Origin of the sequence: Bacillus thuringiensis (assembly GCF_001182785.1) — a bacterium.
In the GTDB taxonomy this organism is placed as follows: domain Bacteria; phylum Bacillota; class Bacilli; order Bacillales; family Bacillaceae_G; genus Bacillus_A; species Bacillus_A thuringiensis_S.
Genome location: NZ_CP012099.1, coordinates 4,983,763 through 5,010,313 on the forward strand (window position 1 = coordinate 4,983,763; position 26,551 = coordinate 5,010,313).

The window sequence follows — 26,551 nt, forward strand, 5'->3', positions numbered from 1 at the left end:
GTAATTGTTCTCACAGACACCGTTGTCTGTGAGAACAATCTCTATGTTACATAGGTACAGAGTTGTTGTTTCCTTGCGCTGCTTCTTTTTCAGTACGAACAACTGAACGGTCACATAATACAACGAATGGATAATAGATTACCATCGCAATTACAAAGTTGAATAACTGTAGAATTGCACCTGAAAGATGTCCACCTGTTACAAGATAACCACTAATAATTGGTGGTGTTGCCCATGGGATCATCGCAACTGTTTTTGGTACCCAGCCAATAGATATAGCTGTATAAGAAGTAATTACTAATACAATTGGTGTTATGATAAACGGTAAGAATAACACTGGATTTAAAATAATTGGTGTACCAAATATTACCGGTTCATTAATATTGAATGCACCTGGTCCAATTGATAAGCGAGATACACCGCGTAACTGTGCACTTTTTGCTACAAGTAATACCACTACCAAGAATGCTAATGTTGCACCAGAACCACCAAGATATACGAAAGTATCAAAGAATGGTTTTGTAATAATGTTTGGAACATCAAATGCAGATGTACCACCTTGGAATAACTTCATGTTTTTCTCTAATGCCGGTAAATATAATGGCTCAATAATACCACCAACGATATTTGGACCATGTAAGCCGAAGAACCAAAGAAGATGAACAAGGAGTACAATGACAATTGCACTTGGTAATGTCCCTGCTAAACTTTGTAGTGGTGATTGGATCGTATTAAAGATAAATTCATGAACACTTGTACCAGCTAATTTCACTGCTAATTGAATACCTGCAACTACTGTTAAGATAACAAATGCTGGAACTATAGCTGCGAAAGATCTTAAAACTGCTGGTGGTACTCCATCAGGCATTTTAAAAGTAATGTTTCTTTGTACAAAGAAACGGAATACTTCAGTAACAAGGAGTGCCACGATAATTGCTACAAATAACCCTTGTGCACCTGTCCAAGCTAAGTTCAATCCGCCTTCTTTCGGTGTTGTTGGCGTAAGAATAATTAACGCACCAAATGAAATAATACCTGCTGACAAACCATCAACGCCGTAAGATTTTGCTAAGTTATAACTTGTTGTAAATGCTATGATTAGTGCTAGAATCGCGAAAGAACCAGTCCACATTCCACCGCCGACTTGTTTCCACGTTTCACCAAACAAACCTTTCATGAAATCTTGGAAAGCTTCAGACGGAAAACCATTAATTAGTGATGCCAGTGCACCAACTAAAATAAGTGGCATAACTGCAATAAATCCGTCACGGATCGCAGCTAAGTGACGTTGCGATCCGATTTTACCAGCGACAGGAACAATATATTTCTCCATAAATGCAATAAACTTTTGCATTTCGCTTCCCCCCTAATTATTTTTTAAGTGTTAATGCGTGATCTAAAACTGCTTCTCCATTCATCATGCCGTAGTGCATTGGATTAATAACATCGATTCCAACGTTTCTCTCATCAGCAAGCGTTTTCATTGAAGAAAGCATGTAACGAACTTGTGGTCCTAGTAATAACACATCTGCTTGATCGATATTCGTTTTTACTGCATCCCCAGATACAGCCCAAATCTTTCCTTCTAGACCGCGAGCTTTTGCAGCCGCTTCCATTTTTGTAACTAGTAAACTTGTAGACATCCCTGCTGAACAACATAATAAAATATTCATTTGAAAATCCCCCTTGTGTAGTATAAAAAATTTATGTTTATTTATTTTTCTTTACGCTATTTATTAATGCAATTAGCGTGCCAACTTTTTAAAACCACTAAAATCAGTGCTTTTTCGAGCATTTTCTTTGTGTGTTAACGCTTTCAATTAGTGTGTTACTCAAAAAACACACAGTGTGTTATAAAACAACACGCTTTTAACACATAACTGTATGAAAATAGATTAGTGTTTAGTTGTCTAGTTATGTTTAACATAAAAAAACACTAAAAAATTTTTTTATCGTAGAAATCTAGTAAAAAAACAACATACTCTTGAACACACTCTTCTATCTTTTGTCCAAGCAAACTCTACTAGATTACATAAAATAGAATAAAATCACACACTTTGAAAGGAGATTCCTATGCCAAAACATAGAAAAAAGAACAAAATGACGATTTATAAAATAACATGCTGTAAAAAAGATAGACGTTCTGAATTAGACTCTGACAAGTTTGAACTAGAAGAGCAGGAAATAGAAAATAAACAGGACAAACAGGATAAGCAAGTACAATCAGAAAATGTAATTATAGTACCCACAGATTCACACAGCTTAGATGTGTGGGATGAAATTTCTCTAAAGGAAATACAAGCTGGTGAACATACGAAGTTATTTGAAGAAAAGAGTAATTATCAAAATATTAATTTAGTCCAAGTAAATGATGTTCGCTTATACTTGGACAAGCAACTACAATTTAGTTCCGTTGATGAGCAAATTTATCATGAAGCGCTTGTACACCCAATTATGTCAAAAGTAATTGATCCAAAACGTGTTCTCATATTAGGTGGCGGCGATGGCCTTGCCTTACGAGAAGTTTTGAAATATGAAACTGTGCTACATGTAGACCTTGTTGACCTAGACGAAGCAATGATTAATATGGCACGTAATGTTCCAGAAATAGTATCTTTAAACAAAAACGCTTTTTTTGATAATCGAGTGAACGTACACGTATGCGATGCAAAAGAATTTCTAAATACGCCTTCATCTTTATACGATGTAATCATTATTGATTTTCCTGATCCAGCGACAGAATTATTAAGTACTTTATATACAAGCGAACTATTTGCTCGTATAGCTACATTCCTAACAGAGGATGGCGCATTTGTCTGCCAATCTAATTCTCCTGCGGACGCACCTCTTGTATACTGGAGTATCGGTAACACAATTGAACATGCTGGATTAACTGTGAAAAGTTATCATACAATCGTTCCTTCTTTCGGAACTGACTGGGGATTTCATATTGCGGCTAGCTCTGCACATGTACTCAATCAAATTGAGCAATTATATGTAGTACCAACTCCTCGAACATTGCCTGCTCTTCTTTTTCCTTTATTTCAATTTCAAGAAGAACATGTAGAACAACGTAACCTCGCTCCTTTAAATTCAGAATCGAATCTTATCCTACATCAATGCTACAAACAGGAAATGGAGTTTTAACGATATTATAGTAAGGAGTGCTACCCTATGGAATATTCTACTTTTGGCAAGCATATAATAGTAGATTTATGGGGAGTAGATTGTTCCCTACTAGATGATATGTACTTTTTAGAATATCATCTAGTTACAGCTGCAAACTACTCTGGTGCCCATGTGTTAAACGTAAGTAAAAAAGAGTTTCAGCCATATGGTGTTACTGTATTAGTGTTATTATCAGAAAGTCATCTTTCCATTCACACTTACCCGGAACAAAATTTTGCAGCTATTGACTGTTATACTTGTGGTACAACCGTTGAACCGCAAATAGCGATTGATTATATCGTAAACATATTAAAACCGGTGCAGATGCATATAAAAAAACTAATCCGTGGTATAGGAGAAATCGTTACTACTGATTAATTTTCACTCTTACTCATCCAGAAAAAGGAGGATTGTAAATACCATCAGTGGGGTGAACATTCCACTGATGGTACAGGCACATACATAAAGTGAAACTTTAATTAGTCGGAGTTTTACTGCCCGTTAATTCGAGATAAAAAAACCTTGCATAAGCAAGGTTCATTCATCCGCCGACATCTTCCTATATAACTCTACAAACTCACTCGCTAATTCTTTCACCGTAATTGCATTCATTAAATGATCTTGCGCGTGTACCATCAGAAGAGTAACTTCTGTCTTTTCGCCACCAGCTTCTTTCTGGATAAGCTCCGTTTGTACACGGTGCGCCTCTTTTAATTCATCTAGTGCTTCTTGTAATTTAGCTTCTGCCCCTGTAAAATCCCCACGCCTCGCACAATCAATTGCTTCCATTGAACAACTTCTCGCGTTTCCTCCATGCAAGATTAAATGAAAAGCTTTCGTCTCTATCGTATCCATTTTAGTTCTTTACTCCCCCTTTTCTTCCGCCAATTTTTGTTTATCCCATATTTTTAAGAACGGTAAATAAATGAAGAATGCTAGCGCAAAGTTAACAAGCTGCAAAATAACACCTGAAATTTTCCCGCCCGATCCTAAATATCCACTAAAAAGAATAGGCGTCGTCCAAGGTACAGCGGCCCCACTTGGACGTGCGACCCATCCCCATTCCATTGCAAAGTAAGAAACAATTGTTAACACAACTGGAACTAATATAAATGGAATTAGTAAAAGTGGGTTCATCACAATCGGCATACCAAAAGTTACCATCTCATTAATATTAAATATACCAGGTGCAATTGACAATCTCCCTAAACTTTTTAATTGTTGACTTCGTGCAAATAGTAACATTCCGACAACTAGAGCAAGCGTTGCACCAGAACCGCCCATATAAATCCATAGGTCAAAAAACTGTGCCGTAATGGTATTCGGTACATCTTGCCCAGCTTGAAAAGCAACTCGGTTTTGATCCATTAACGACAACCAAACAGGGCTCATTACACCACCAACAATAGTAGCACCATGAATTCCACAAGACCAAAGAACATGAACGAGAATAACTGCTATTATTGCGCCCCAAAGACTAGCACCAAGTACACTAAGTGGTTCCTGTAAAATTTGTCCTACGATATTATGGATACTGCCAAAAGAAGTGTTTTCTATAATTAAGCGCAAAATCCAAATAACCGTTACAACAATAAATCCTGGAACAAGTGCGGCAAATGAACGCGTGACAGCTGGTGGAACTGTCTCTGGCATCTTTATAATTATCTTTTTTTGTACAATAAACCGATAAAGTTCAGTAGATATAAGTGCAATAATCATTGCTACAAATAACCCTTGGCTTCCCATTAATGCAGCTGGGATTGCACCTTCTACAAGTACGCTTTCTTTTGTACTTGGTATAATATATGCAACTTGAAATGGAGTCGCAAGTAAAAACGTCACAAGCGACAATGCCCCGGATGCTAAAGCATCCACTTTATAATACTCCCCAAGTCTGTAAGCGATTCCAAAAACAGCTATTAAAGCCATTATATTAAAAGTTGCACTAACTGGATACCCTAAAGCTCTCTGCCAATTCTCACCAAACAAACCTGCCATAAACTCGTTATATCCCGGTATCGGCAGTGCACTAATAATGAGGAAAAACGATCCAATAATTAAGAAAGGCATCGTTAAAATAATTCCATCTCGAATTGCTTGTAAATGCCTCTGTTCTGCAACCTTCCCTGCTACCGGCATTACATACTTCTCTAAAAACCGTATCATCTATCCCACTCTCCTCATGGTTTCATTGACAAAGCTGCTTGCAAGATAGCTTCCCCATTACAAAGTCCGTAATGAACGGATTGAATGACATCAACAGGTATCCCTTTCTCTTTACATAATTCTTTCATTTTCGGTAATAAATAACGTACTTGCGGTCCAAGTAAAAGGACATCAGCTTTATCAATGTGACTATTTACTTCAGAACCTGATACTGCCCAGATTTTCACCTCCATCCCTCTTGCCTCTGCTGCTTTCTCCATCTTTGTAACAATCAAACTGGAAGACATTCCCGCTGCACAGCAAAGTAAAATATTCATCCCGCTTCCCTCCCCCTTTTTCTAAACCTAACTTACAGTGCACCCCTTGCCACCACTAGGTTACAAATATATATGTCTAGATTTCCTGCTGTATGCCGAGCTTAAAAACAAAAATTTCTTGGTTTTCACGCTATTCCATTTATCCGTATTCTCCTAGTAAAGAGGACTCTAACTCGCTATAATGATTCAGTATGATTTTTTTTAATTGATAGGAGGATATATTTATGAAGGCATATCGCTTTCCACTTATTTTATTATCTTCTATCCTAATTGGTGGTTTCATTGGTTATTTCATGGGTGCCGATGCAGTTGCTTTAAAGCCGCTTGGTGACATTTTCTTAAACTTAATGTTTACGATTGTTGTACCTCTAGTGTTCTTTAGCATCGCATCGTCTATTGCTAATATGGATGGATTAAAACGTTTCGGTAAAATTATGTCTAGTATGGCTGGGACTTTCTTATTTACAAGTATTTTAGCTGCTATTTTTATGATTATTGTCGTGAAAGTATTCCCGCCAGCACAAGGTGTTGTACTAGAACTAACACAACCTGACAAAGCCGGCAAAGCTGTTAGTGTTGCAGATCAAATCGTCGGTATTTTAACAGTATCTGACTTCTCGAAGTTACTATCTCGTGAAAATATGTTAGCTCTTATTTTCTTCTCTATCTTAATGGGGATTGCAACTTCAGCAGTTGGTGAAAAAGGAAAGCCATTCGCTACATTCCTACAAGCTGGTGCAGAGATTTCAATGAAGGTTGTATCTTTCATTATGTACTACGCTCCAATCGGACTTGCTGCTTACTTTGCAGCATTAGTTGGTGAATTCGGACCACAACTTCTTGGAACTTACTTCCGAGCAGCAATGGTATACTATCCAGCTTCTCTAATTTATTTCTTTGTATTTTTCACCTTCTATGCATACCTTGCAGGTCGCAAACAAGGTGTACAAGTATTTTGGAAGAACATGGTCTCTCCTACAGTTACATCACTTGCAACTTGTAGTAGTGCCGCAAGTATTCCAGCGAACTTAGAAGCAACGAAGAAAATGGGTATTTCTTCAGACGTTCGTGAAACAGTTGTCCTTCTTGGTTCTACACTTCATAAAGACGGCTCTGTTTTAGGTGGCGTATTAAAAATTGCTTTCTTATTCGGTATTTTCAACATGGAATTCGAAGGACCGAAAACATTAGCAATCGCACTTGTTGTTTCTCTATTAGTAGGAACAGTAATGGGTGCTATTCCAGGCGGTGGTATGATTGGTGAAATGTTAATCGTATCTCTATACGGCTTCCCGCCAGAAGCATTACCAATTATTGCAGCAATTAGTACAATCATTGATCCTCCTGCAACGATGTTAAACGTAACAGCAGATAACGCTTGTGCGGTAATGACAGCTCGCCTTGTAGAAGGTAAGAATTGGATCAAAAACAAATTTGCTTAATAGCTAAAAAGAGGATGCTCTAAACGAGCATCCTCTTTTTGTCGTTATTTGTTGATAAGTTGATATCTCCTCTCGCCACAAATTTGTTAAAATCTTCACAAATATTCCACATCCATTATCCATTCTCCGTACTATAATCATGTATGGAAAAGGAGATGGACACGATGACACAAAGCGCACCTGAATTTAAAGTTTTGCAAAGCATTGCATTTCTCGCTGTCGTTTTGCAAAGTTCCTTATTATATACAATGAATCAAGGAAATGTCTTACTTGAGCAATCCCTCATTATGGGCATGCTATTTAATCTTGCAAAATTCTCAGCACCAGCATTCATATTTATCGTTGGATTTCACTTAATTCGTCACTATACGAAGCAATTAGTATATAAAGAATATATTTCTGAAAAAGCGACACACTTACTCATTCCTTATTTCTTTTGGTCTATTCTTTACTTATTAACAACAAACGATCTTATTACGTTACAAAGTGGAATAAAAAGTTTATTACTCGGAACAGCCGCGCCCCATCTTTGGTACGTTATTATGATGTTCCAAATTCACTTATTGTTCCCTTTACTATGCACACTTTTTTATTGGTTTCAAAAACGAACAGAAAATAAAAAAGACATATATAAATATATGACCTTTTTCGCTTGCCTATATTTTCTATTAATGTGGTTCTCTTCTCACTATATTTTTAATGGAGAAAAATTAACAAGTTCAACAATTTTACATTATACAGATCGATCATTTCTATTCTACTCATTCTATTTCGTTATGGGCGGCATTGCCGCTGTAGCACTAAAAACTTGGCGGCTATTCGTCATGAAACATATCCCGCTTATAACAATATTATTTTTCATCTTATTTTTATTCATCAATTATGAGTTGTTTAGTTTTTACGGAGCAAACTCTATTCATTTAACCGTTTCTACCTATTTAAAACCATCTATGTTTTTATATATAGTATGCGAAATTATCATACTGTATGTGTTATCTATTATGATAGTACAGCGTCGTGGTTTCTTATATAAAACGTTACGTTTCATTGGAAATTACACGTATGGTGCTTATTTAGCTCATTTATTCTTCTTGCAACTATGCACAAAACTTCTTTCCTTATTCACGCTGCAAGAAAATACTATATTATATACCCTATTACTATTTGTGTTAACGGCCATTATCTCTATTTCAACAATGGTCATTTGTAGCACAATACCATTTCATACTTGGATTACAGGTCCTTCTCCTACAACAAAGATGGAATGGACGAAGGTTGTATTCCGAAAAAATCATAAAAAACTATTCAAACCATATATTTGATATAATAATATGCATATAAAAAAGAAAGCGAGAGACACCTATGATTAATCAAGTTGGACAAATTATGCTATATGTAAATAACCAAGACGAAACAGTACAATTTTGGACAGAAAAAGTAGGGTTCCAAATCATTGCGGAAGAAAATAACGGAAACGGATTCCGCTGGATTGAAATTGCACCGGCGAAAGAAGCAGGAACAAGTATCGTCCTTCACGATAAAGCGTTAATCGCGAAGATGCAACCTGAACTAAACCTTAATACGCCTTCACTTATGTTCTTCTCAAATGACTTAGACCGTCTATATAAAGATCTTTCTGAGAAAAATGTCACAGTTGGACAGGTTGTAGATTTACCTACTGGTAGAGCATTCAACTTTGCTGATAATGAAAATAATTACTTTGCAGTAATGGAACGTAAATAAAAAATAAGCTATCCGAAAAAATCGGATAGCTTATTTCATTTTAAGAAACTTGTTCTACATTCGTTTCTCTATGCTGTATATGGCTCGTGATCCAAGCAATTCCACCGGCAACAACGAGATAACATAACAATATTAAAATTTGCATTTGTAATTGCGACCAATCTCCTAAAGAAATAACATCTTGTAATCCTCTAAGAGAATGAGACATTGGGAGAAACTGTCCAATTTTGCTAAGAACAGCTATGTTTAATTCTCCTGGGAAAGTCCCCCCGCTTGTCGCTAGTTGCAAGACAAGAAGCGTTACTGCTAAGAACTTTCCAACGAGGCCAAATACTGTTACTAACATAAGAATAAATGTCATGAACGTAAAGGAAATAACAATACTTGATAAAACAAAGAGTGGCACACTTGCGACTTCTAATTTCATAACACCTAGCACAACTACATCTACGAGTAGCGCTTGAATAAGTCCAATTAAATATACCAATCCTAGTTTATTAATAAAATGTACCGTTCCGCTTACCTTCATATTTTGTCTGCGGCCAAGCGGTAAAATATTCGATGCCATAATTCCGCCAACATAAAATGCAAGTGATAAGAAATACGGCGCAATGCCTGAACCGTAGTTAGGAACGTCAGAAACTGTTGACTTCACTAACTGAACTGGCTCTGAGAACATCGTATTACGTGCATCATCATTACGAACATCCGCTATCTTCTCTGCGCCTTCTCCCAATTTCGTAGAAAGTTCTTTCGCACCATCATCAAGTTTAACAAGTCCATTTGTTAATTTACTAGCACCGTTATTCAGCTCCGTTCCACCACTTGCAAGCTGATTTACACCTTCTTGCAATGATGTAAATCCATTTCCCCACTTCGTAAATCCATCAGCCAAATTCGATGCACCATCTGCTATCTTTTGCGTTCCAGCAGTAGCTTCATTTAACTTAACTCCGAATGTATTCATGCCTTCTTCAATCTTATGTTGACCGTCAGTAAGCTTCTTCGCACCTTGTGTCAATTGTTGTTGGCTATTATTTAAAGTACTTGTTGCTTTAGCTAGTCCATCAGACGTAGCAACAATTTTTTGAAAAGCGGGATCTTGCTGCACTTCTGGATGATTTTTCACGTACTCTTCTAATTGTTGTTTCACATTATTTGCCGCATTGTCCGCTTTCGCTTGCCCTTCAGCAAGTTTTTCATTTCCATTCACCCATTCATTTGTACCAGCACTTAATTCACTAACTCCTGATTGTAACGTTTTTTCACCTTGTGCTAATAACTCCATACCACTATGAAGTGATGTCGCTCCTTGACTCAGCTCATTTGCTCCCCCGGTTAAAGCAGATTGACTGGATGCAAGCTTTTCAGTCCCTTCTTTCAATTTCGATGTCCCATCACTTAAACGATCAATACCATCCGCAAGCTGATTCGCTCCATTTTTTGCATCGGTCGTTCCTTCATGTAACTTCCCAGCACCATTACTTGCATCACTCAATCCTTGTGCCAAATCTTGAAACTTTGAAAAGACACCTTCTGTATAAGATTTCGTAATACTGTTTGAGATTTTTGTTTTCATATTTTCAACAGCTGTCGTTCCAATTTGAGCTGCTACAAAGTTTTTACCTGGATTTACTTTGTACTGCAACTTTGCCGGCTCTGGTTTCTCATCCATAAGTGTACTTACCTTTTTAGAGAAATCTTCCGGAATCGTAACAACCATATAATATTTATCTTCTTTTAACCCTTCATCTGCATTTTTTTCTGATACGAAATGAAAAGCCAGTTCCTTATTCTCTTTTAAATTTTTAACAAAATCGTCTCCTGCATGAATTGTTTTTTCATCCATCGCAGCACCCTTATCTAAATTCACAACCGCAACAGGTAATTTATCTAATTTTCCGTACGGATCCCAATATCCAGCTAAAAAGAATCCTGAATAAATTAACGGAACGATTAACAAAAAAATTAAAGCGATACGTCCATGTTTATGGTGCCACATCGCTTTCCAATCTTTAAATATAAGTTTAATTCCCTTCATGAAACATACTCCTTCTCCGAATTTAACACCATTAGAATGGTTTAACAGATTTACTATACACGTCACTTTCCATACTGTATAATACATCTTTAATTATCAATTCATTCCTTTTGGTCTATAGAAAGGGGATTCGAAATGGAACTGCTCCAGTTAAAATACTTTCAGACAGTCGCACGACTAGAACATATGACAAAGGCAGCTGAAGAATTGCATATCGCGCAACCTTCACTCAGCAAAACAATTGCTAGACTTGAAAAGGATTTAGGTGTCCCTTTATTTGATCGCCAAGGCCGACAGATTACTTTAAATTCTTTCGGAAAAGTATTTTTAAAACGGGTAGAACGTATTTTTCATGAATTAAGTGAAGGGGAACGAGAAATTAAAGATTTAGCCGAATTACAACAAAGCTCTATTACACTGGCCGTTTCTATTCCAAGAATATTACCGGAACTACTTGGCTCTTTTTTACTAGAACATCCTAACGTTAGATTCCAACAATTTCTTGCATCTACTCCTTCTATGAAACGACAACTAGATAATATAGAAATTGACTTTTGTATCTCCTCTGTGCCAATTGCAGGTGAGGAGATTGTTTGGGAACCACTTATTACAGAAGAAATTTTCTTAGTCGTCCCTTCAGGCCACCGTTTATCCGGCCGAGAAAACATCCACCTGCATGAAGTAAAAGACGAACCGTTTATTAGTATGAATACTGGCTATGGATTTCGGCACTTAACGGATGAATTTTGTAAAGAAGCTGGTTTCACTCCGCATATTGCTTTTGAAGTAGATGAACCGACAGTGATTAGCGACCTCATTAAGCAAGGGCTCGGCATCGCTTTTGTTCCAAGTTTAACTTTATTAAAAAACTCTACTTTAGCATCAAGCAAGTTGCGTATTATTGAACCCAATTGTCAGCGAACCATCGGATTAAGTTGGTCCAAAAAACGTTACTTATCAAAAACAGCTCAGCAATTCCGTGAATTCGTGATTGACTACTTTTCTAATATTAGGACGTAAAATTATATGAATAATAAAAGGTGCCACCCTCATATGGTGGCACCTTTTATTATTCACTCTTTTTTAATTCCATTTCAGCTAAAAGTGGTAGTACATTATCAAAAATATGCGTATTATTATTTTCACCTGTTACATATCCACCGTAATATCTACTAAATACGTTGTCATTTCGGAATGTGGACATATGATCATACAATTCCTTCGCAAACTTTGTATCACCTGTTTGTAGTACGTACAAAATCGTTAATCCGTACGCGGCCGGCGATTCATAATTCACAGTTTGTTTTCCCGTTTCTAAATTGTAACGACCGTATAGCTTTCCATCCTCTTGGAACTTCTTCTTTATAAATTCCAAATAAGCATCTGATGAAAGACCTCCTAAACTCCGATGATATGCAACGTATGATTGGTCAATAAGATTCACTTCTTTATCGTACGTAAATGTACCATCTTCTTTATACTCTTTTGGGAATGCCCAGCCATGCCTTGGATAATCCGCTAAAAATTGAACGACTTCCTGATATTGCTGAGCAGAAACTTTGCCGTACTTCTTCATATAGGAGAATGCACGCGGATTTATGTATGATGTTGTTACAAAATTATTTTGTTTCCCTGCATCTGCATCATAATAATCAACATAATAATTATCTTTTTTATTATAACGAAGTACAGCATCACTTAATTGATCAGCAAGGTTTTTATAACGCTCTTCCTTATACATTTCATAAGAACGATATAATTGTTCTATAATACGAAGATCATCTATAAGTGCATTTGTAGCTGACTGTCTCTCTCCCTTTTCAGAGAGTTTCCATAAAACGATATGATTCTTATATACGAAATTATCTTGAATAACCTTTACTTGCTCATCAAATAACGCCTGGTCATCTTTATCAAGTGTATATTGTAACCATAATCCCGCCGATTCTGATAAAGCTTCACGTCCCTTTGCTTCACCCGTACCTGCCTTAGTATCTACTAAACGATACGTGGCAAGCGTTCCATTTTCATTCACCATATGTCTTAAAATAAAATTTTCTGTACGGTTTCCTTGTAAAGCTGACCAAAATACAATTCCACCTAAAGCGATTAAGAAGATAACTCCAATCCCTATATATAAACGTTTCCGCAATCTTTTCACCTCCCTAGTAAGGCTAACCTTAATTTTATCAGAACATACATAAATTTAAAAAAGACAATCTATTAGATTGTCTCCCACATTTCTATCCCCCGCAAACCTCTTTAGAAGGTTTATATAGCGATTGTACAAGTCGATCATATTCACGACGTGTAATCTCTTTATTATATAGCTTCAATAATAAATCTCTATGCTCTTTTGAAAATGCCATCTTTTTAATGACTTCAGGATACATAAAACACCCTCTCCATTTCACATAAACTTCTTCATTCCGAAAACAGAACTTATGTTCGCATAAAAGATTATAAAATATTCCTGCGCAAAAAACAAACAAAACATGAGCAACTATTCATTTCTTTCTATTCAAAATATTACAACATTATATTATCATATTCACTTTTTAAATACATATATATTTTTGGTAGTTTTTTTGAATAAATCTTCCAATTCAATCAGAAAATAATGGCAAAAAAGAAGAGGAGTTTACATATGGATACGGTAACATTAGCAAGAGCATTTTTTGGTTCTTCATTAGCATTCCACATTATCTTTGCAACACTTGGTGTCGGACTTTCATTGATGATTTTTATAAGCGAAGTACTCTATCACTGGAAGAAAGACTCCGACTATGCCATTATGGCGAAAAGATGGACAAAGGCGTTTGCTATTCTTCTCGGTGTAGCAATTCCAACTGGAACAATTGTTGGTGTACAAATCTCACTTCTTTGGCCTGGTTTTGCCAAAATTGTCGGGCAAGTTATTTCTGTTCCCTTCCAAATTGAGATTTTCGCCTTCTTTTTGGAGGCTTTATTCATGTCGATTTACGTATATGCAGCTGATAAACTTCCTCCATTTATGAGATTAATCTCGCTATTTTTCGTCATGCTTGGTGCCACGGCATCCGCCGTGCTCATTACATCAGCAAATACATGGATGAATACACCGGCAGGCTTTTCAATGAATCCAGATGGATCTGTTTTTAACGTTGATCCGTGGAAAGCTTTCTTTAATCCGAGTTTTGGCACAAGTGCATTCCATGTCGTTATTACGGCTTATGCAACTGGTGCGGCTGTCATTGCTTCTATCGCTGGATTTAAATTATTGAAGAAAAATTTAAGTACACGTGAAATTGCTTATCATAAAAAAGGGCTACTATTAGGGCTTGTCGTTACATTTATTACAGGCGCTACGATGTGGCTTTCAGGACATGAATCAGCGATTGCCTTACATAAACACTCACCTGAAAAACTTGCATCTGCTGAAGCTTTATTTGAAACGACATCACACGCACCGCTATCCATTGGCGGAGTTGTGGATCCTAATACACTTGAACTAAACTATGCACTTGAAATTCCAAACATGCTTAGCTTATTAGTGGGACTAGACCCTAACACTGTCGTAAAAGGTTTAAAGGAATTCCCACAAGAAACATGGCCACCATTTTATACACATACACTGTTCAACTTAATGGTCGGCACTGCTGCGTTTACCTTTGCAGTTGCAGCAATTGCGCTCTTATATTGGTACTTCGTTTACCGAAAAAAGGGAACAGAACTACCGAAGTGGCTACTTTGGGGGGCTGCCGCATGCGGACCAATTATGATGCTCGGTATTGAATTCGGATGGATTTTCAGTTGTAGCGGTCGTCAACCATGGACAATTTATGGTATGCAGCGTACCGTCGATGCATCTACACGCGCTGATTTCGTCGGTCCTTTATTTATTTTGTTCATCATTTTATATATTGGACTCGCTATTTTAACAGTCTTTGTTCTACGGACATTCTTTAGAAGACATCCATTAAAGAATGATTTACAACACCAAGGAGGCGATTCTCATGCATGAGGAAAGTATTGCAATCATCATCTTATGGGCCCTTATTTTCGTATACAGTATATTAGGGTCCATCGATTTTGGCGCTGGTTTTTGGGGCATGGTATACGCAAAACATCCAACGCTCGCTGCCAAACTTGCGAATCGGTACTTATCACCTACTTGGGAAGTAACAAATACGTTTCTTGTTTTCGTCGTTGTCGCATTTCTCGGCTTCTTTCCGAAAGCGGCCTTTACCCTTGCGACAGTAATGTTCGTACCAGTTATGTTAATTTTAGTGCTCGTTGCAGTACGTAGTACATTTATGGTGTTTGCTTACTCCTTGCCGAAATATCAGTACCTTCTTCGGGTTATTTCAGGTATTACTGGTCTCTTAATTCCAGCACTATTAATTACCGTTTTACCCGTTACAGAGGGAGCCTATATTACAATGTCTGAAGGGAAAGAAGTACTCCTGTATGGAAAACTTCTTTCTAGCCCGGTTATCTATTGCTATATGCTCTTCGGAATAACGTCTGAACTATTTCTCTCCTCTCTCTTTCTCGCTGATTTTGCGAGAGAACAAAGTTCAGAAGATACGTATAGAATTTATAGAAGAAATGCCATCATCCTTGGTCCTGCAACGCTCGTTACGGCGATCATTGCCCTCGTTGTAATGGATCCAGAAACACATTGGCTTATGCAAGGATTAATAAAGCAATTCCCGTGGTTTACAGTTTCTATTGTTTTATTCGTTATCGGATACTCGTCCCTTTGGTGGACAAACAAAAAGTACAATACACTAGGATACCCTCGCATTGCCGTTTTAGCTGTCGTCGCTCAATATGCATTTGCAAGCTACGCTTACGGCGTCGCGCATTTACCGTATATTATTTATCCTGACGTAACTGTATTTACAAGCTTTACAACGACAGAAACGTTCTATGCACTTCTCATTCTATACGCAATTGGGATTGCAATTTTATTACCAGGATTTATTTTCTTCTGGAATTTATTCTTGAAGGATCGTACTTTTTTGAAGGAAAAATAATATAGCCTTGGAGTCTGTTCCAAAAGGTATTTTGGGATAGACTCCTTTTTCATGTTTTGTCGGTAAATCGATATATTTTAATAATCGCTGATATATTTTCAGTTACACCGATATAAGTCTCATTTACTACCTTACCACCCAATCAATTTATAGACTCCTATCACAATAGTTATTTCACTACTAGTGACACTTGTCCTTTAGCTTGAAAAACACATATTCGCTTCATCTCGTTATACGTCTAGTTCTTCTTATTTTTTGCTGAATATACTACCAATATAAACTTGAGACAAGCTACATCTGTTCAAGGGGAAATAGAAAGGTAGGCAAAATATGAGCATTGAAATATGGATTACTATTATTGTATTCTTCTTAACGATGATTGTTATCTTTTGGCGGCCTCGTGGTTTAAATGAGGCGTGGCCAGCAGCAATTGGTGCTGGCATTATCCTGATTACTGGACTTGTGTCAAAACCAGACGTCATGGACATTATAAGTAAAATTGGCGGTGCCTCCATAACAATATTAGCGACCATCGTTATGGCCGTTATATTAGAAAGCTTCGGCTTCTTCCATTGGTCCGCAGCAAAACTAGCAAATTTAGCAAAGGGTTCTGGTCACCGTTTATACTGGTATATTCAATTACTATGTTTTCTTATGACTCTTTTATTTAATAACGACGGTAGTATTTTAATTACAACTCCAATTTTAATTCTTCTTCTAAAAAATCTTCAATTAAAACCTCATCAGCAAATTCCTTATTTATTAAGTGGCGCTTTAATCGCTACGGCATCTAGTGCACCAATTGGTGTAAGTAATATCGTAAATTTAATCGCATTAAACATCGTCCATATGACTCTTTATATGCATACTGCTATGATGTTTGTACCTGCAACATTAGGCTTATTATTTATGTCATGGCTTATGTATACAGTTTTAAAGAAAAAACTTCCGAAAAAATTACCTGTTTCTTCATATGATATTGAAGAAATTTTCTTCACGAAAAACTTCCATCCACTAAAAGGAAATAATTCTGTTGATACGAAACAAAAGCGTACAAGATTCATGTTAAAAGTATTAGGTTTCGTCTTCCTTATGCGCTGCCTTTTATTCGTTGCATCCTTCTTATCGATTCCAATCGAAATTGTTGCTGTACTCGGTTCACTCGTTCTTCTCATCTGGAGATGGTACTACTTACGAACAAACCCTGTCGATATTTTGAAAAAGACACCGTGGCACATTTTAATTTTCGCTTTCTCTATGTACGTCATTATTTACGGGCTTCACAACGCAGGATTAACAGCGGCGCTTGTAAATTGGCTTGAACCAGTTGTAAGTCAACATCTACTCTATGCTAGCTTTGCAATGGGTGGACTCGTCTCCCTCCTCTCTAACGTCTTCAATAACCATCCTGCACTTATGATTGGTACAATCACATTAACAGAAATGGGACTAGACCCAGTCACATTAAAAACTATCTACCTCGCAAACATTATTGGTAGTGACATCGGTTCACTATTACTACCAATTGGTACACTCGCTTCACTCATTTGGATGTATATTCTGAAACAAAACAAAATTAAAGTAAAATGGAAAGACTATTTAAGTGTATCCCTTATCGTTATTCCTCTCACAACAGTCGTCACATTATTCCTCTTATACTACTGGGTACACCTCTTCTTCGCCTTATAAAGTGAAACTTTAATCAGTGCGGGTTTTGTTCATCCCCCACTGATTATTAGTTAAACCAATCGGGCTTTTACGGGCAGCCCGACCCCGACCTAACTTCTTTGCTTCCGCTGAATTTTGAGGGGGGGTCTTACTGCCCACAAATAGCGGGATAAACGACAGAAGCCCGCTTTGCTACCGTCTTAGCAAAGCGGGCTTCTTCTATATTTAAGTTAGGTACTACAGTGTGATCAATCAAGTAAAGAGGTGTAACGTGTTATTGGTATAAATGACTACCAGTGTCTTTAAATTCTTTCGCTTTCTCTTTCATCCCTTTTTCAATTGCTTCTGTCGTTTCTAAATCATTTTCTTTCGCATATTCACGAATATCATGTGAAATTCTCATACTACAAAACTTCGGTCCACACATGGAGCAGAAATGAGCCGTTTTCGCACCTTCTGCTGGCAATGTTTCATCGTGATATTCCATCGCACGTTCAGGATCTAAAGATAAATTAAATTGATCGCGCCAACGAAATTCGAAACGTGCTTTTGAAAGTGCATCATCACGCTGATGAGCCGTTTTATGCCCTTTTGCAAGATCAGCCGCATGCGCTGCAATTTTGTACGTAATAACACCCGTGCGTACATCATCTTTATTCGGTAAACCTAAATGTTCTTTCGGCGTTACATAACAAAGCATCGCCGTTCCAAACCAACCGATCATCGCAGCTCCAATTGCCGATGTAATATGGTCATAACCTGGTGCAATATCTGTCGTTAGTGGCCCAAGTGTGTAAAACGGCGCGCCCTGACAAATATCAAGTTCTTTCTCCATATTCTCTTTAATTAAGTGCATCGGTACGTGTCCAGGTCCTTCGATCATAACTTGCACATCATGTTTCCAAGCAATTTTGGTTAATTCACCAAGTGTTTCAAGCTCAGAAAACTGTGCTTCGTCATTTGCATCTGCAATCGAACCTGGACGTAATCCATCTCCGAGAGAGAACGAAACATCATACTGCTTCATAATTTCACAAATCTCTTCAAAATGAGTGTATAGGAAGTTTTCTTTATGGTGGAATAAACACCACTGTGCCATAATCGAACCACCACGTGAAACGATACCTGTCGTACGCTTTGCCGTGATTGGAATGTAACGAAGCAATACACCAGCGTGAATCGTAAAGTAATCCACGCCTTGCTCAGCTTGCTCAATTAACGTATCACGATATACTTCCCACGTTAAATCTTCTGCAATTCCGTTTACTTTTTCCAGCGCTTGATAGATCGGTACAGTCCCAACTGGTACAGGCGCGTTACGAATAATCCACTCACGCGTCGTATGAATGTTTTTACCTGTAGATAAATCCATAATCGTATCCGCACCCCAGCGCGTTGCCCACGTCATCTTCTCTACTTCTTCTGCAATAGAAGAAGATACAGCAGAGTTTCCGATATTTGCATTGACCTTCACGTGGAAGTTACGCCCAATAATCATCGGCTCTGCTTCCGGATGGTTAATATTCGCTGGTAAAATGGCACGGCCTTCCGCGATTTCCTTACGAACAAACTCCGGCTCTACACCTTCACGAATCGCAACATATTCCATCTCAGACGTAATAATGCCATTACGTGCATAGTGCATTTGCGTAACGTTTGCACCTTGCTTCGCTCTAAGCGGCTGGCGATCCATTTGCGGGAAAACAGATGTATGCTTCGAAGCCACTTTCACACCGTCATCCTCTGGTTTCACTTCGCGCCCTTCGTATGCTTCTACATCACCACGCCCCATAATCCAAGAGTGGCGCGGTGTTGGAATACCTTTTTCCAACTCGACCTTATACGCAGGATCTGTATAAGGACCGCTCGTATCATACACACGGATTGGCGGATTTGGAACGCCATTCGTTTCGCTTTGTTCAATCTCACGCATCGGCACTTTCATACCTTCTCGTGGTCCATTCACATATACTTTTTTACTCCCTGGTAAACTCGATTTCAATTCAATTTGCTCAGCTGAAACAGATTGTTTCATAAATTTTGTTGCCCCCCTGTTCGTGACAAGGACGAGATATGGCCAGCGCATGCCAAAATAAAAAGAGCCAGGTCCATAAAAAAATAAGGACCTGGCTCATAAAGACATCATTATGTAAAGCCGTTAACTTCCCTACGCTGGTACGAGCCAGATCAGGTCCAAAGGGTTAAGAAGTTCACGCGCTTCTCTCTCAGCCTACGCATACGTTAGGCACCCCTAGTTTATCACTGATTTAATTTTCAATACTTTCCCATCATACACGATAATCTGAAAAATGCAAAGTTTATTTCTTTTGTTGTTTATGGAATCATCCACGTTAAATAATATGCCTGCACATACGTCATAATACCAACAATAATTACGAAGAACACCCTATTGTAAAAATAGTTTATAACTTAACATGGGAGTTTAAAAACATCTTCACCACAAAGAGTGTTGAGAATCTCGACCATTGTATTAAAAAAATTAAGAATACTAATATACAAGAGTTTAAGAGCTTTACGAATGGATTAGCCCGGGATATTGAAGCTGTCAGAAATGCGGTAACTTATGAGAATAATAATGGTCTTGCCGAAGGGAGCATAAACAAGTTAAAGCTTATTAAAAGAATCATGTATGGTCGATACAAATTCTCCACATTGCGGACAAAGATTCTACTTTTGGAGAGAATGAGACTTTTCAACTAACTCCGGAAAGAACCATTTTTTACTTGCTAAATACATTCATCAGTCCCGTTTGACAAAGAGCCTTTGTCTCTGCTGCATTTCGCTACAACTGCTACTGTTACCTGCCATACAACCTGCAATAGAGATAGGTAACAATTTACTATACAAGGAACAAAATTGACCTGCTCCTCCATTTAGTGATTTAACTATCTTTATTATTCAGAGCTAAAACTCAAAGAGAAATCTCTTACATTTATCGTAACATTATTTCCTTAATATGTTAATTTTTTGTTATCTTGTTAGTTAAAGGGGGACTTAGTACAAAAAATAACCGTAGATAGTAGCACGAACACCGTTCTTGTTATAATTAATTTTTTTCAGAACGTCTATAATCCTCTTTTAAAAAATATATGTAAATATAATAAAAAACGAATGATTAATAGAAATATTCTACACCACTCGTTTTTTATCGGACTTCTTTTTACTGTACTTTTATTTTCTTTATGAGTTATTAGAAAAATAATTGTCTATATAAGTCTTTATTTTTTCAAAATTCTTTTCCATAAATAAGATTGCTGGTACTTCAATTATTGGAAGATTATTTTCATTATCGAAAGCTGGACACGGTTTGGGAACTACCAAATAGTCAACTGAGTTTTTATCTCTAATATAATTAATTGAAACATCATAATACTTAGAAAAATATTCCTTCAAATCATCCTGATTCCTTAAAAATGGTAGAGAAAATATTGAACCATAATTTATACCAGCATCGACAATTAATACAAAGCATATTTTTTTCATGATACACCCTCCTCGTATAATAAGTTTTAAGTTAATAACTGTTCCTTGAAAATTAAATAGTTTTTATCTTCAAGAGCTACATCAAAAAAATGATGTATGGGTAAAATTTAGTCTTGGATACTGGGGGATTTCCCCAGATAATGGAAGTACGGAAATGGACCCATCGGGAATATGCTTACTCCTCCTGTAGTTCGACCACGTTAAAAGACTGTGACCCAGACCAAAATGCACTGCATACGCACAAGCTGTATCGTTTTCCTTCACTTACCTCTCATAGTGGGGAGGGCAGCTTAGATGAAGGCAATCATTGAATACTCATACGCGAGGTTGTGGCTATGTTTTGGACTCTAGGGAGATCCCACAGTATCCAAGCTCATTCCAAATACTATTCAAAGAAAGGAGGTCCTTTCTTTGAGATTATTCGTAGCTATTGATGTAAGCTCTGAAAAACTTGATGTATGTTTTCTTGACAGTCATGACACTGTTTTGAAAGAAATTTGTCTTTCAAACGATGTGAATGGTGCCAACGCCATTAAGGAGGATGTTCTCCATTTTCATCAGTTGTACAACTATAAAAAAATTGTCATTGGTATGGAATCTACTTCCGTCTATAGTTTCCATCCTTCCATGTTCCTAACGGAAGATAAGGATTTGAGGGCTTTAGACGTGGAAGTGGTCGTACAAAATCCAAAAGCCATCCATCGGTATAAAAAACTCTTTGAAGAAGATAAGACCGATAAAATAGATGCTTTCCGTATTGCCAATTTTTTACGAATCGGACGGTATAATAAGTTTCTTATCAAGGAGGAAAAATACGTTGCCCTTCAACGTTTAACACGATCTAGATATCAACTCGTTCACCAGCAAACAGAATGTAAGCAACACTTTCTGAAGAACCTTTACTACAAATGTAATACGTTATCGAAAGAGTTAAATACCTCTGTTTTTGGTGCGACGATGATGGAAATACTCTCAGTTTCCCTTTCGTTGGATGAAATCGCAGAAATGGATCTAGAAGCACTCGCTACTCTTCTTCAGAAAAAGGGGAAAGGACGCTTTAGCGACCCAGAAGATTTAGCGAAAACCATCAAGAAAGCCATACGTGACTCCTACCGACTAGGTAAGGTCGTTCAAGACTCTGTGGACGTTGTATTAGCCACTTATGCACGATTGATTCAAACATTGAAAAAACAAATCAAAGAGATAGAAAAAAGCATTACTGCTTTATTCTAAGCCATTCCAGAAGCGAGATATTTAACAAGTGTTCCAGGCATTGGAGTCGTATACGCCGCGGGAATCATTGCAGAAGTTGGACAAATTGAACGCTTTGAGAACGAAGCACAATTGGCCAAATACACCGGTCTTTACTAGAAAAAATCGCAATCTGGAAACTTTGAATCGGAACGAACACCCATGACACGAACGGGAAACCAGTATCTTCGTTATTACATGGTTGAAGCTGCCAACTCTGTACAACTTCGTGAAGCTACTTACCGTGCTTATTATTTAAAGAAATATGATGAAGTTCCGAAATACAAACATAAAAGAGCCCTTGTCTAAAGCCGTAACTAGATTCGCTAAATTGTTTTTCAAATATTGAACCAAGCACTTGACTGATTGCTTGTTGAACAACCCTATCCACTACTGTCGGTATTCCCAATTTGCGCATCTTCCATAAAAAGAGCCAGGTCCATAAAAAAATAAGGACCTGGCTCATAAAGACATCATTATGTAAAGCCGTTAACTTCCCTACGCTGGTACGAGCCAGATTAGGTCCAAAGGGGTTAAGAAGTTCACGCGCTTCTCTCTCAGCCTACGCATACGTTAGGCACCCCTAGTTTATCACTGATTTAATTTTCAATACTTTCCCATCATACACCATAATTTGGAAAATTAAAAGTTTATTTCTTTTGTTGTTTATGGAATCATCCACGTTAAATAATAAGCCTGAACATAAGTCATAATACCAACAATAATTACGAAGAACAAACTATGCTTCACTGTAAAACGGAACAAATCCGATTCTTTTCCAGCAAGACCAACTGCTGCACAAGCGATCGCAATCGACTGCGGGGAAATCATTTTCCCTGTTACACCGCCTGTTGTATTTGCTGCAACGAGAAGCACTTCAGATACGCCGACTTGCTGCGCTGTAATGGCTTGTAAATTTGAGAACAGTGCATTCGCAGACGTATCAGACCCTGTTAGGAATACGCCAATCCAGCCTAAGAATGGTGAGAAGAACGGGAATAGTCCGCCAGTTCCGGCTAATGCTAACGCTAACGTAGAAGATAGACCAGAATAGTTTGCGATAAATGCAAATCCTAGTACGAATCCGATAGATAGAATTGGCATTTTTAATTCGTTTAACGTTTCTTTAAATGTCACTACTGCATCTTTTACATTCATTTTCAAAATAAACATGGAAATGATACAAGCAATTAAAATCGCCGTTCCAGTTGCCGATAATACATCGAACTTCAGAATTGCCTCGTAAGGCGTTGGTTTATTTACAATTGGTTCTGCTTTCATTACTAGATTATGCAGACCTGGAATTTCAAACTTAAATACAAGACTTGCTAAAGCCCCTCCTGGAGCGAATAATGCCTTAAAGAAACTTTGGCTCCAAATGACTACCATAACCGTTAATACGATAAATGGAGACCATGCTTTTACTACTTTTCCAAACGTTAATTTCGGCATCGATGCTGCTGTCGTTGTTGCTGCTACTTCACTATTTGCTTGCCCGGATTGATAAATTTCTTTCGGCTGCCAAACTTTTAAGAACAGCGCTAAACTAATTAAACTTACAAGTGCCGATGTAATATCCGGAAGTTCTGGCCCTAAAAATGTCGCTGTAATGAACTGCGTAATCGCAAATGAACTACCCGCTACAAGTAACGCAGGCCACGTTTGTCTTATCCCTTTAAATCCATCCATTAAAAATACGATGAAGAATGGAACAAATAATGATAGGAACGGTAATTGATGTCCAGCCATTTGTCCAATTTTATGTGGATCAATACCTGTCACTTGTCCAGCAACTGTAATCGGAATTCCCATCGCTCCGAACGCCACTGGTGCAGTATTTGCAATCAAACAAAGACCTGCTGCGTATAAAGGATTTAACCCAAGACCCGCAAGAAGCGCTGCTGTAATCGCTACTGGTGCTCCAAATCCTGCCGCTCCTTCTAAAAATGCTCCAAATGAAAATCCAATTAAAATAACGAGTAGACGATGATCATTCGTAATCGATAATACCGATGCACGAATCACATCGAATTGACCTGTTTTCACAGAAATTTTATATAAAAATACCGACATAATGATAATCCAAGCAATCGGCCATAACCCGTACAAAAAACCGTACCCGGTTGCTGCCATTGCCATCGTGAAAGGCATTTTATAAGCGAATAACGCTACTAAAACTGTAAGTACAACTGTAATAAATCCTGCCACATACCCCTTCATGCGAAAAATCGCTAAAGCTAAGAAAAAAAAGATAATCGGAATAAGTGCGACTGCTGCTGAAATCCAAATATTACCGAACGGATCATAAACTTGTGTCCATGTGTTCATTGTTCTCTCCCCCTAAAGAATCCCCTTTTAAATAGAATAACCTCATCAATAGACTATCAGGTCATCATACCTTTAAGCCTAAAATAAAAAAACGTTTAAGAAAACGTTTTCAACAACTTTCATTTATACTGTACCATAACAATTTCCATTAAAAAAGATTTTTTTGAAAATTTTATCATTTAACAAAAAAATCTTACAAAATCGTCATGTTCCTGTAATGTTCATCGATAGAAAGCTTGCAAAAATTATTGCATAATAATAGTATAACAACGGACATTATTTATGAGGTGATATATATGAATGGAAACAAAATATTAGCTGCTTTATCGTACTTTAGTGTACTATTTGCCCCTATCTTATTCCCAATTATCGTTTGGATTGTGGGGGACGCTGAAACAAAGCCACATGCAAAACGTGCTCTATGGACACACATCATTCCAAGTATCGCTACATTTATCGGCGTAGTCATTTTAGGAATTATGGGCATGGGATCTGACCAAGCAGATATAACACTTGGAATTGGATCAATGATTGTCTTAGCTATTTGCGGAATCATCAGCTTATACTACTTCATCTGGAACATTGTAAAAGGAATTAAAGTACTGAAAGCTTAATTTTAAACAAACGTTTGTTTAAAAAAGGACCCTTGCAAATTGCAAGGGTCCTTTTCCCGATTCGTTCACTTTATCTTCTGCGTTTCTTCTTTTTTCTCATCATTTTCTTTCGGCGCGTATTCACTTTATCCGCTATAATGTGAAGCGTACTTGCCACAACAATTCCCATTAAGAACGTTACAATTTCAACCTCATGTTTCTTCGCACTTTCTATTAAATTACCATCCAGTGCGATTACATTTAATAGGAATAAAAATGGAGAAAAGACGATTAACATGTACGCAATACGAATCACATCACCAAGTATAATCGTATGCGTAAAGAAAGATCGATGTGGCATTACTTTCTTATAAGGATACCAAAATATACGTAAGAAACCCCATTTGTTATAAGCATTACTGTACGTATCTAAATCTGGTGTTAAAAATGAAGTACCTACTAAAAAACCAATTGCAAAAGTTAATAAAAAATCAAAATTTGTTAATCCATACGAAAAGAGCAAAAACAAAACAACCGGAAGGGATATTAAGTTTATTTTCGTATGCGTTCTTCCTGATGGCATAATGCACTTCCTCGCTTACGTTCGTCCTGTCACCTTATGACAGGTTTCACCTATTGACCTAATTTCTGATCGATAAATGCTGTGTCTATATCCGAACCAAACCATTCTGCCAACTTCACTCGTGCCTTATCTTTCACATCTTCATTGACGTATAACGACACCTGTATTAGTGCGGCCGTTAACGCCCCTAAATCATCCGTATAGCCAATTCCAGCAATGAAATCTGGAATCGCATCAATCGGTGCAATAAAATAAGCAAGTGCTCCAATTACAATAATTTTCACTCGTTTTGGAACATCGGGTCTTTGCAAAACGTAAAACAGTAATAAACTTGTATAAATGACCGACTGCCCTGCTTGCTTTGCAACACGTTTTACTTTCTTCCAAAACGCTTCAACTGAAAATTTTTGTTTCATGAAAAAGCCTCCCTATTTTTAAAAAGAAATAAGCTACAATATGTTATCAGTAAAAGTTCATGGAAATTACACAAAACCTATCAATGAACTTTCATTGTAACAAACAAACCGAAAAAGAACAAGTGTTCGTTAATTTTTACACGATTTCCTTCATATAATAGATTTCTAGATAACCCTTACCCATCTTCGTTTCTTATTTCTCAACAAAGAAAATTTTCACTTCTACTTAACATTCTGCTCTATCTTTGTTATATTTTCTAGTTGACGGACATATAAACGAATGTTAAAGTTTTCTCTGGTAGTGACAAAT

The 26,551-nt window shown here is 37.3% G+C and carries 25 protein-coding genes, 2 pseudogenes and 2 riboswitches; of the genes and pseudogenes, 13 read left to right on the forward strand and 14 right to left on the reverse strand.

Going from position 1 to position 26,551, the window contains the following annotated elements; genetic code table 11:
• Positions 1–46: 46 nt before the first annotated feature.
• Both celB (AC241_RS25825) and AC241_RS25830 read right to left on the reverse strand, forming a co-directional pair.
• On the reverse strand, positions 47–1,354 hold the full coding sequence (celB, locus tag AC241_RS25825) for a PTS cellobiose transporter subunit IIC (RefSeq protein ID WP_001168820.1): 1,308 nt from the start codon (positions 1,352–1,354) through the stop codon (positions 47–49).
• 16 nt (positions 1,355–1,370) lie between these two features.
• Entirely contained in the window at positions 1,371–1,673 is a 303-nt protein-coding gene (locus tag AC241_RS25830) for a PTS sugar transporter subunit IIB (protein ID WP_001023569.1), read from the reverse strand.
• A gap of 400 nt (positions 1,674–2,073) precedes the next feature.
• Here AC241_RS25830 and AC241_RS25835 point away from each other — a divergent pair, with 400 nt between their 5' ends.
• A complete protein-coding gene (locus AC241_RS25835) occupies positions 2,074–3,147 on the forward strand; it encodes a polyamine aminopropyltransferase (RefSeq protein ID WP_050844723.1) in 1,074 nt (357 codons plus the stop codon).
• A 27-nt stretch (positions 3,148–3,174) separates the two neighbouring features.
• A complete protein-coding gene (speD, locus tag AC241_RS25840; RefSeq protein WP_029443617.1) occupies positions 3,175–3,546 on the forward strand; it encodes an adenosylmethionine decarboxylase in 372 nt (123 codons plus the stop codon).
• 159 nt (positions 3,547–3,705) lie between these two features.
• Here speD and AC241_RS25845 read toward each other — a convergent pair whose 3' ends face one another.
• The 3 genes from AC241_RS25845 to AC241_RS25855 are packed head-to-tail and all read right to left on the reverse strand — an operon-like array spanning position 3,706 to position 5,651.
• Positions 3,706–4,023 (reverse strand): PTS lactose/cellobiose transporter subunit IIA, encoded by a 318-nt coding sequence (locus AC241_RS25845; protein ID WP_050844724.1) that lies wholly within the window; start codon positions 4,021–4,023, stop codon positions 3,706–3,708.
• 9 nt (positions 4,024–4,032) lie between these two features.
• The gene (gene celB / locus AC241_RS25850; protein WP_000617789.1) at positions 4,033–5,334 is read right to left on the reverse strand and encodes a PTS cellobiose transporter subunit IIC; all 1,302 of its coding nucleotides are present in this window, start codon (positions 5,332–5,334) and stop codon (positions 4,033–4,035) included.
• A 14-nt stretch (positions 5,335–5,348) separates the two neighbouring features.
• Positions 5,349–5,651, reverse strand: a complete 303-nt coding sequence (locus AC241_RS25855) for a PTS sugar transporter subunit IIB (RefSeq protein ID WP_043935830.1) — start codon at positions 5,649–5,651, stop codon at positions 5,349–5,351.
• 224 nt (positions 5,652–5,875) lie between these two features.
• Between AC241_RS25855 and AC241_RS25860 the strand changes: the two genes are divergently transcribed.
• The 3 genes from AC241_RS25860 (at position 5,876) to AC241_RS25870 (ending at position 8,836) form a co-directional block, all read left to right on the forward strand.
• Complete coding sequence (locus tag AC241_RS25860) at positions 5,876–7,093, forward strand: dicarboxylate/amino acid:cation symporter (RefSeq protein ID WP_000649376.1); 1,218 nt, start codon at positions 5,876–5,878, stop codon at positions 7,091–7,093.
• Between the two features lie 164 nt (positions 7,094–7,257).
• On the forward strand, positions 7,258–8,415 hold the full coding sequence (locus AC241_RS25865; protein WP_050844725.1) for an acyltransferase: 1,158 nt from the start codon (positions 7,258–7,260) through the stop codon (positions 8,413–8,415).
• 40 nt (positions 8,416–8,455) lie between these two features.
• Complete coding sequence (locus tag AC241_RS25870; protein ID WP_000610162.1) at positions 8,456–8,836, forward strand: VOC family protein; 381 nt, start codon at positions 8,456–8,458, stop codon at positions 8,834–8,836.
• A gap of 40 nt (positions 8,837–8,876) precedes the next feature.
• Here the strand turns inward: AC241_RS25870 and AC241_RS25875 are convergent, their stop codons facing one another.
• Positions 8,877–10,877 carry a YhgE/Pip domain-containing protein gene (locus AC241_RS25875; RefSeq protein WP_050844726.1) on the reverse strand — a complete coding sequence of 667 codons (2,001 nt, stop codon included), beginning with the start codon at positions 10,875–10,877 and terminating at the stop codon, positions 8,877–8,879.
• Positions 10,878–11,012: 135 nt separating this feature from the next.
• On the opposite strand from AC241_RS25875, the gene AC241_RS25880 reads away from it, so the two are divergent.
• Entirely contained in the window at positions 11,013–11,897 is an 885-nt protein-coding gene (locus AC241_RS25880) for a LysR family transcriptional regulator (protein WP_016079713.1), read from the forward strand.
• 49 nt (positions 11,898–11,946) lie between these two features.
• Here the strand turns inward: AC241_RS25880 and AC241_RS25885 are convergent, their stop codons facing one another.
• Both AC241_RS25885 and AC241_RS34920 read right to left on the reverse strand, forming a co-directional pair.
• Positions 11,947–13,029, reverse strand: a complete 1,083-nt coding sequence (locus AC241_RS25885; RefSeq protein WP_048564243.1) for a hypothetical protein — start codon at positions 13,027–13,029, stop codon at positions 11,947–11,949.
• Between the two features lie 91 nt (positions 13,030–13,120).
• Positions 13,121–13,270 (reverse strand): hypothetical protein, encoded by a 150-nt coding sequence (locus AC241_RS34920; protein WP_000283180.1) that lies wholly within the window; start codon positions 13,268–13,270, stop codon positions 13,121–13,123.
• A gap of 254 nt (positions 13,271–13,524) precedes the next feature.
• Here AC241_RS34920 and cydA point away from each other — a divergent pair, with 254 nt between their 5' ends.
• From cydA to AC241_RS25905, 3 genes are all read left to right on the forward strand, one after another.
• Positions 13,525–14,880, forward strand: coding sequence for a cytochrome ubiquinol oxidase subunit I (gene cydA / locus AC241_RS25895; RefSeq protein WP_016079711.1), 1,356 nt, complete (start codon positions 13,525–13,527; stop codon positions 14,878–14,880).
• Positions 14,873–15,898: a cytochrome d ubiquinol oxidase subunit II gene (locus AC241_RS25900; RefSeq protein WP_000544183.1), complete on the forward strand. Its 1,026-nt coding sequence runs from the start codon at positions 14,873–14,875 to the stop codon at positions 15,896–15,898. Before cydA ends, AC241_RS25900 begins: the two co-directional genes overlap by 8 nt.
• A 330-nt stretch (positions 15,899–16,228) precedes the next feature.
• On the forward strand, positions 16,229–17,587 hold the full coding sequence (locus AC241_RS25905; RefSeq protein ID WP_016079710.1) for an arsenic transporter: 1,359 nt from the start codon (positions 16,229–16,231) through the stop codon (positions 17,585–17,587).
• A gap of 253 nt (positions 17,588–17,840) precedes the next feature.
• Here AC241_RS25905 and thiC read toward each other — a convergent pair whose 3' ends face one another.
• Entirely contained in the window at positions 17,841–19,601 is a 1,761-nt protein-coding gene (gene thiC / locus AC241_RS25910; RefSeq protein ID WP_016079709.1) for a phosphomethylpyrimidine synthase ThiC, read from the reverse strand.
• A 112-nt stretch (positions 19,602–19,713) separates the two neighbouring features.
• Positions 19,714–19,829: riboswitch (TPP riboswitch) on the reverse strand.
• Positions 19,830–19,900: 71 nt separating this feature from the next.
• Positions 19,901–19,972: pseudogene (locus tag AC241_RS36050) on the reverse strand (L-lactate permease); the annotation flags it as partial.
• Positions 19,973–20,017: 45 nt separating this feature from the next.
• On the opposite strand from AC241_RS36050, the gene AC241_RS33420 reads away from it, so the two are divergent.
• Positions 20,018–20,287 carry a transposase gene (locus AC241_RS33420; RefSeq protein WP_230690617.1) on the forward strand — a complete coding sequence of 90 codons (270 nt, stop codon included), beginning with the start codon at positions 20,018–20,020 and terminating at the stop codon, positions 20,285–20,287.
• A 480-nt stretch (positions 20,288–20,767) separates the two neighbouring features.
• On the opposite strand, the gene AC241_RS25915 is transcribed toward AC241_RS33420, so the two are convergent.
• The gene (locus AC241_RS25915) at positions 20,768–21,070 is read right to left on the reverse strand and encodes a hypothetical protein (RefSeq protein WP_000717611.1); all 303 of its coding nucleotides are present in this window, start codon (positions 21,068–21,070) and stop codon (positions 20,768–20,770) included.
• Positions 21,071–21,481: 411 nt separating this feature from the next.
• On the opposite strand from AC241_RS25915, the gene AC241_RS25920 reads away from it, so the two are divergent.
• Both AC241_RS25920 and AC241_RS36055 read left to right on the forward strand, forming a co-directional pair.
• On the forward strand, positions 21,482–22,303 hold the full coding sequence (locus AC241_RS25920) for an IS110 family transposase (protein ID WP_413541759.1): 822 nt from the start codon (positions 21,482–21,484) through the stop codon (positions 22,301–22,303).
• Between the two features lie 3 nt (positions 22,304–22,306).
• Positions 22,307–22,630: pseudogene (locus AC241_RS36055) on the forward strand (transposase).
• Positions 22,631–22,799: 169 nt separating this feature from the next.
• Positions 22,800–22,916: riboswitch (TPP riboswitch) on the reverse strand.
• Between the two features lie 71 nt (positions 22,917–22,987).
• Here the strand turns inward: AC241_RS36055 and lldP are convergent.
• Positions 22,988–24,649 carry an L-lactate permease gene (lldP, locus tag AC241_RS25930; RefSeq protein ID WP_016079708.1) on the reverse strand — a complete coding sequence of 554 codons (1,662 nt, stop codon included), beginning with the start codon at positions 24,647–24,649 and terminating at the stop codon, positions 22,988–22,990.
• A 296-nt stretch (positions 24,650–24,945) separates the two neighbouring features.
• Here lldP and AC241_RS25935 point away from each other — a divergent pair, with 296 nt between their 5' ends.
• Entirely contained in the window at positions 24,946–25,263 is a 318-nt protein-coding gene (locus tag AC241_RS25935; protein WP_016079707.1) for a magnetosome magnetite crystal formation protein family, read from the forward strand.
• A gap of 70 nt (positions 25,264–25,333) precedes the next feature.
• Here the strand turns inward: AC241_RS25935 and AC241_RS25940 are convergent, their stop codons facing one another.
• Complete coding sequence (locus AC241_RS25940) at positions 25,334–25,825, reverse strand: metal-binding protein (protein ID WP_050844727.1); 492 nt, start codon at positions 25,823–25,825, stop codon at positions 25,334–25,336.
• A gap of 50 nt (positions 25,826–25,875) precedes the next feature.
• The gene (locus AC241_RS25945; protein WP_050844728.1) at positions 25,876–26,241 is read right to left on the reverse strand and encodes a YkvA family protein; all 366 of its coding nucleotides are present in this window, start codon (positions 26,239–26,241) and stop codon (positions 25,876–25,878) included.
• Positions 26,242–26,551 lie beyond the last annotated feature (310 nt).

Coding starts and splice junctions, on each gene's coding strand:
- celB (WP_001168820.1), bottom strand. CDS start 1,354: ATGCAAAAGTTTATTGCATTTATGGAGAAATATATTGTTCCTGTCGCT.
- AC241_RS25830 (WP_001023569.1), bottom strand. CDS start 1,673: ATGAATATTTTATTATGTTGTTCAGCAGGGATGTCTACAAGTTTACTA.
- AC241_RS25835 (WP_050844723.1), top strand. CDS start 2,074: ATGCCAAAACATAGAAAAAAGAACAAAATGACGATTTATAAAATAACA.
- speD (WP_029443617.1), top strand. CDS start 3,175: ATGGAATATTCTACTTTTGGCAAGCATATAATAGTAGATTTATGGGGA.
- AC241_RS25845 (WP_050844724.1), bottom strand. CDS start 4,023: ATGGATACGATAGAGACGAAAGCTTTTCATTTAATCTTGCATGGAGGA.
- celB (WP_000617789.1), bottom strand. CDS start 5,334: ATGATACGGTTTTTAGAGAAGTATGTAATGCCGGTAGCAGGGAAGGTT.
- AC241_RS25855 (WP_043935830.1), bottom strand. CDS start 5,651: ATGAATATTTTACTTTGCTGTGCAGCGGGAATGTCTTCCAGTTTGATT.
- AC241_RS25860 (WP_000649376.1), top strand. CDS start 5,876: ATGAAGGCATATCGCTTTCCACTTATTTTATTATCTTCTATCCTAATT.
- AC241_RS25865 (WP_050844725.1), top strand. CDS start 7,258: ATGACACAAAGCGCACCTGAATTTAAAGTTTTGCAAAGCATTGCATTT.
- AC241_RS25870 (WP_000610162.1), top strand. CDS start 8,456: ATGATTAATCAAGTTGGACAAATTATGCTATATGTAAATAACCAAGAC.
- AC241_RS25875 (WP_050844726.1), bottom strand. CDS start 10,877: ATGAAGGGAATTAAACTTATATTTAAAGATTGGAAAGCGATGTGGCAC.
- AC241_RS25880 (WP_016079713.1), top strand. CDS start 11,013: ATGGAACTGCTCCAGTTAAAATACTTTCAGACAGTCGCACGACTAGAA.
- AC241_RS34920 (WP_000283180.1), bottom strand. CDS start 13,270: ATGTATCCTGAAGTCATTAAAAAGATGGCATTTTCAAAAGAGCATAGA.
- cydA (WP_016079711.1), top strand. CDS start 13,525: ATGGATACGGTAACATTAGCAAGAGCATTTTTTGGTTCTTCATTAGCA.
- AC241_RS25900 (WP_000544183.1), top strand. CDS start 14,873: ATGCATGAGGAAAGTATTGCAATCATCATCTTATGGGCCCTTATTTTC.
- AC241_RS25905 (WP_016079710.1), top strand. CDS start 16,229: ATGAGCATTGAAATATGGATTACTATTATTGTATTCTTCTTAACGATG.
- thiC (WP_016079709.1), bottom strand. CDS start 19,601: ATGAAACAATCTGTTTCAGCTGAGCAAATTGAATTGAAATCGAGTTTA.
- AC241_RS25915 (WP_000717611.1), bottom strand. CDS start 21,070: ATGAAAAAAATATGCTTTGTATTAATTGTCGATGCTGGTATAAATTAT.
- lldP (WP_016079708.1), bottom strand. CDS start 24,649: ATGAACACATGGACACAAGTTTATGATCCGTTCGGTAATATTTGGATT.
- AC241_RS25935 (WP_016079707.1), top strand. CDS start 24,946: ATGAATGGAAACAAAATATTAGCTGCTTTATCGTACTTTAGTGTACTA.
- AC241_RS25940 (WP_050844727.1), bottom strand. CDS start 25,825: ATGCCATCAGGAAGAACGCATACGAAAATAAACTTAATATCCCTTCCG.
- AC241_RS25945 (WP_050844728.1), bottom strand. CDS start 26,241: ATGAAACAAAAATTTTCAGTTGAAGCGTTTTGGAAGAAAGTAAAACGT.